A 4,484-nucleotide genomic window follows, 5' to 3' on the forward strand; every position below is an offset into this window, starting at 1 on the left:
GAGGGCAGGAAGTTGCGATAGGGATCTTCGGCGTAGAGACGGTTTTCAATCGCCCAGCCGTTGATTTTCACATCGTCCTGCGTGATCGACAGGGGCTCGCCATTGGCGACGCGGATCATCTGTTCCACAAGGTCGACACCGGTGATCAGCTCGGTCACGGGGTGTTCCACTTGCAGACGGGTGTTCATTTCGAGGAAGTAGAAGCTCTTCCCCGTCTTGTCCGCACCGCTGACGATCAGTTCGACCGTGCCTGCGCTGAAATAGCCGACCGCTGCGGCCAGCGCGACGCACTGCTCCCCCATCGCCTTGCGCATAGCAGGTGTGACGAAAGGTGACGGTGCTTCCTCCACCACCTTTTGGTGGCGCCGCTGGATCGAGCACTCACGCTCGTTCAAATAGACGATATTGCCATGCTGGTCGCCCAGCACCTGGATTTCGATATGGCGCGGGTCCTCGACGAATTTCTCGATGAACACGCGGTCGTCGCCGAAGGAATTGAGGCCTTCGCGCTTGGTCGCCTCAAAGCCCTCGCGCACATCCTTCTCGCTATAGGCGAGGCGCATGCCCTTGCCGCCGCCGCCCGCGCTGGCCTTCATCATCACCGGATAGCCGATATCGCCCGCGATCCGCACCGCGTGGTCCGTATCCTCGATCTCGCCGACGAAGCCGGGGACGACGTTCACGCCCGCTTCCATCGCCAGTTTCTTCGATTCGATCTTGTCGCCCATCGCGGCAATCGCCTTGGCGGGCGGGCCGATGAAGGCGATGTTCTCCTTCGCGAGCGCTTCGACGAAGCTCGCGCGTTCGGACAGGAAGCCATAGCCCGGATGCACCGCCTCGGCGCCCGTCTGCTTGCACGCTTCGATGATCTTGTCCGCCAGCAGGTAACTTTCCGCTGCCGGGGCTGCGCCGATATGCACCGCCTCGTCCGCCATGCGCACGAAGGGCGCGCGCGCATCTGCGTCGGAATAGACCGCCACGGTGGCGATGCCCATCTTCCGGGCAGTCTGGATCACGCGGCAGGCAATCTCGCCGCGATTGGCAATCAGAATTTTGGAGAACATCAGTTGGGCATCTCGATATAGCTGCGAAGCTGGTTGGTCCGCTCTTCGGTCAAGGCTTCAAGGCATGAGTTCTGGAGGAGGGGCCAGATCGTTCCGCTATCCTCGCGCTTGCCGTTTTCGGCCAAGCACTGTGCATCGCGAAACTCCAGCCACGCGCGTTGGGCGGCCAGCAGCCTCGCGAAGGCGTCCGTCGGGCCATCATACTCGGCAGCTGCGGCATCGCTCTGTTTCGCGCGCGCCGCCGCCTGCTTCCAGACCGCGTTCAGCTCTTCATCCGCCCGCTTGTAGGACTGCCACGAACAGATGTTCATCGCCGTCTGCGTCATCGGGTCTTTGCAATCGACTTGCGGGTCGCCGGCTTGTGCACTCAAGAGTAGCAATGCGGTCAGGATCATGGTCGGACATCCTCCTTGGTATGGCCCGCATAGCGAATTAACGCCCCAGCGTAAGCCCCTGCGCCCCTGCGTTCACCCTCTCCATCCAGAAGCGTGCGCATGGCATCGGCCAGACGATCGATATTTCCCGGTGACAAGGCGCCCAGCGGGCTGACGTAAATGCCGATTGTGAAGAGGATCGCGCCCGTTTGCGGCAGGCGGCGCAATGTCTGACGTTCGGAGCGCACGAACAGCGCCTCGCCCGCATTTTCGGGCGTAACATGCGCGAAAGCCTGCTCCGGCGGCTCGGCGATCCATCGCTTGTCCGCCGTTGCAGCGATAAACCAATTGGCACGGCCGTAGATCGCGCCGGGTTTCAGCCTGGCCATGAAATGATCGACCCCGCTGGCGAGCTGTTCCTCGTAACCCTGGATCGGCTCGTGTAGTGCTCGCAAAGGCAGGCCGAGCTTATCGGCCGGCGTCCAGTCGCTCGGCCAGGCGACAGCCGCGCCGACGAGCCGATATTGATCCTCATCCGGCTTGCGGGTGAGCAGGCACATATCCTCGTGGTGCGCAGCCGCCGCTTCGGGCAAGGCGCCCGCGATCCCCAGCATTTCCGCCAGCTCGCGACCCGGCGCACCGGCTTCTGGCGTCAATTGGATGCCATCGGGAAAGGCAGCAAAGCCGCGAGCACGGGCGTCGAGATCAGGGTCGGGCTGGAGCCACTCGCTCTCGCCTAGCTTGGCGAGCCCCATCTTGAGCACACCGCCCCCGCGCGCACGCGGCAACAGATCGTCGACGGAAAAGCCCAGCATGCTAAGGGCGCGTCACTCAGCGCCTTCGCGCACCAGCCGCTTGATAGTGACGACCGCCCAGATCGAATAAGCCAGGATCGCTGCAAAAATGAGATAGCCGATCCAGATCTGCGCGCCGTACTGGCAGTTCACGATCCGCTGGTGGCTTTCCTCGTCCCAGCCAGCGCCGAACCCGCACGAAAACAGCAATCCTGTCTGCGTGAGACCGACCAGCAACCAGAACAGAATCGTAACCGTGATTGGACGACGCGCCATCGAAACCCCCTATTCCTCGCAGGCAATAGTGAAGCCCCACTCCTCCTCGAACTCGTAACCGGTTGGGAAAAGGAACTGCAACGCCTGCGGGGTGAGGATGTGATAGGCGGTCGCGTGCGTCAAATCGTCGCGCGGCAGCAGGCATGCCTTGTCGCCCGCCGCCTCCGCGACCAGGCGCGTGCCCCTTTCCGTCATCGGACCTTCGTTGGAATAGCTGAGCAGGATCGGTCCGCGCTCCTGCCCGTCTTTCACGCGTTCCGCCGCCGATTTGCCGAGCGCGATATCGTGCCACCACAGGCTGGAGTTGATCGCCGCATATCGGTCGAACAACGCAGGCTCGACCAGCCAGGTTTCCGCGATGAACAGCCCGGCGAGCGATTCGCCCATCACCGCATCGTCGCCGCTGGTGCGATAATTCGTCTCGACCAGCGGCTTCACCTTCTCGCGGATAAACGCGCGGAATGTCGCGGAATCGCCTGCGGTCGGGAAGAGTCGCCTTTCCTCTGCATTGCCCTTCTCTCCGATCAGCTCCGCACGGCGATCCACGGTCTGGATGCCAACCACGATCACCGGCTGGGAGCGGCCCCATATCGCATTGAGCGCACTGGTGCCCGCAACATGCAGGAAATCCTGGTCCAGCCCGCCGTCGATCAGGTACAGGACGGGGTAAGCCTCGCCCCCCTCAGCATAGCCAGCGGGCAGATAGACGTTGATTTGTCGCGCATCATCCTCGGCATAATCGACCAGATGGGTGGTGCCGATGGTGATCGGTCTCGTCTCCCGCTGTGGCTGCTCCTGTGCTTGCAGCGATATGGGAAGCAGCAGCGCGGCAAGCGCGATCAGGGTTCTCATTCGGCAGGCTCCATCTGGGCGGCTCTCATCGGTTCCTCACCTTGCAACGGCGTCAGGCCCAGCTTGGCGAAGAGCGCTCCGTCGCTGTCGTCGCCCGCGTTGGGCGCGGTGAGCAGCTTGTCGCCGGTGAAGATCGAGTTTGCACCTGCAAGGAAGCAAAGCGCCTGCGTCGCCTCGCTCATGCTTTCGCGGCCTGCGGAGAGCCGCACCATCGAAAGCGGCATAGTGATCCGCGCGACCGCCACGGTGCGGACGAATTCGATATCGTCGATCTTGGCGAGCGGCGTATCGGCGAGCATGTCGCCCAGCACCGTGCCCTTGACCGGCACCAGCGCGTTGACCGGCACGCTTTCGGGGTGCTGCTCCAGCGTCGCGAGCGTGTGGACGAAGCCGACGCGATCCTCGCGCGTCTCGCCCATGCCCACGATCCCGCCGGAGCACACGTTGATCCCCGCATCGCGCACGTTCTGCAGCGTGTTGAGCCGGTCCTGGTAGTTGCGCGTGGTGATGACGCGCTCGTAATATTCCGGCCCGCTGTCGATATTGTGGTTGTAGTAGTCGAGCCCCGCATCCTTGAGCATGTCCGCTTGGCTTGGCGTGAGCATGCCCAGCGTCATGCAGGTCTCCAACTCCATGTCGCGCACGCCTTCGACGATCTTGACGATCGCGGGCATGTCGCGGTCCTTGGGATTGCGCCACGCGGCGCCCATGCAGAAGCGCTGGCTGCCCTGATCCTTCGCCTGCGCCGCGCGCTGGAGCACCGCCTGCACGTCCATAAGCTTGGTCGCCTCGACGCCGCTATCGGCGTGGACGGACTGCGAGCAATAGCCGCAATCCTCCGGGCACCCGCCGGTCTTGATGCTGAGCAGCGTGCACAGTTGGACCTGTTCGGGCGGATGGTTCTCGCGGTGGACCGTCGCCGCGCGGAATAGCAGCTCGGTGAAGGGGAGGTCGAAGAGGTCCGCGATTTCCTCGCGGGTCCAGTCGGTGCGAATTTGGGTCAATCTTCAGGTTCCACTCTCAGGAAACGATAGGCCATGAATATTAGCAACGTTACGGCAAGGCTGCGCCAGAACCACCTAGACGAAACAAGTTCTTTCGTCCTCTCGCATGACGCATCATTT

The 4,484-nt window shown here is 62.8% G+C and carries 6 protein-coding genes; all 6 read right to left on the reverse strand.

Annotated features, from left to right (window positions below; all coding sequences use genetic code 11):
• Nucleotides 1–1,064: acetyl/propionyl/methylcrotonyl-CoA carboxylase subunit alpha (locus tag ACEQXE_RS08420; protein WP_370178443.1), on the reverse strand; the 1,064-nt coding region annotated here is incomplete at its 3' end.
• Entirely contained in the window at nucleotides 1,064–1,459 is a 396-nt protein-coding gene (locus tag ACEQXE_RS08425) for a lysozyme inhibitor LprI family protein (RefSeq protein ID WP_370178444.1), read from the reverse strand. The genes ACEQXE_RS08420 and ACEQXE_RS08425, both read right to left, overlap by 1 nt.
• Nucleotides 1,456–2,253 (reverse strand): DUF3445 domain-containing protein, encoded by a 798-nt coding sequence (locus tag ACEQXE_RS08430; RefSeq protein WP_370178445.1) that lies wholly within the window; start codon nucleotides 2,251–2,253, stop codon nucleotides 1,456–1,458. Before ACEQXE_RS08430 ends, ACEQXE_RS08425 begins: the two co-directional genes overlap by 4 nt.
• Nucleotides 2,254–2,265: 12 nt before the next feature.
• Nucleotides 2,266–2,508, reverse strand: coding sequence for a hypothetical protein (locus ACEQXE_RS08435; RefSeq protein ID WP_370178446.1), 243 nt, complete (start codon nucleotides 2,506–2,508; stop codon nucleotides 2,266–2,268).
• A 9-nt stretch (nucleotides 2,509–2,517) separates the two neighbouring features.
• Entirely contained in the window at nucleotides 2,518–3,360 is an 843-nt protein-coding gene (locus ACEQXE_RS08440; protein ID WP_370178447.1) for an alpha/beta hydrolase, read from the reverse strand.
• On the reverse strand, nucleotides 3,357–4,364 hold the full coding sequence (gene bioB, locus ACEQXE_RS08445) for a biotin synthase BioB (protein WP_370178448.1): 1,008 nt from the start codon (nucleotides 4,362–4,364) through the stop codon (nucleotides 3,357–3,359). The genes ACEQXE_RS08440 and bioB overlap by 4 nt, the downstream gene beginning before the upstream one ends.
• Between the last annotated feature and the right edge of the window lie 120 nt (nucleotides 4,365–4,484).

This window comes from Alteriqipengyuania sp. (genome assembly GCF_964222115.1).
In the GTDB taxonomy this organism is placed as follows: domain Bacteria; phylum Pseudomonadota; class Alphaproteobacteria; order Sphingomonadales; family Sphingomonadaceae; genus Alteriqipengyuania.

Excerpts from the sequence above, each read along its gene's own strand:
- ACEQXE_RS08435 (WP_370178446.1), bottom strand. The coding sequence starts at position 2,508 with ATGGCGCGTCGTCCAATCACGGTTACGATTCTGTTCTGGTTGCTGGTC.
- ACEQXE_RS08440 (WP_370178447.1), bottom strand. The coding sequence starts at position 3,360 with ATGAGAACCCTGATCGCGCTTGCCGCGCTGCTGCTTCCCATATCGCTG.
- ACEQXE_RS08425 (WP_370178444.1), bottom strand. The coding sequence starts at position 1,459 with ATGATCCTGACCGCATTGCTACTCTTGAGTGCACAAGCCGGCGACCCG.
- ACEQXE_RS08430 (WP_370178445.1), bottom strand. The coding sequence starts at position 2,253 with ATGCTGGGCTTTTCCGTCGACGATCTGTTGCCGCGTGCGCGCGGGGGC.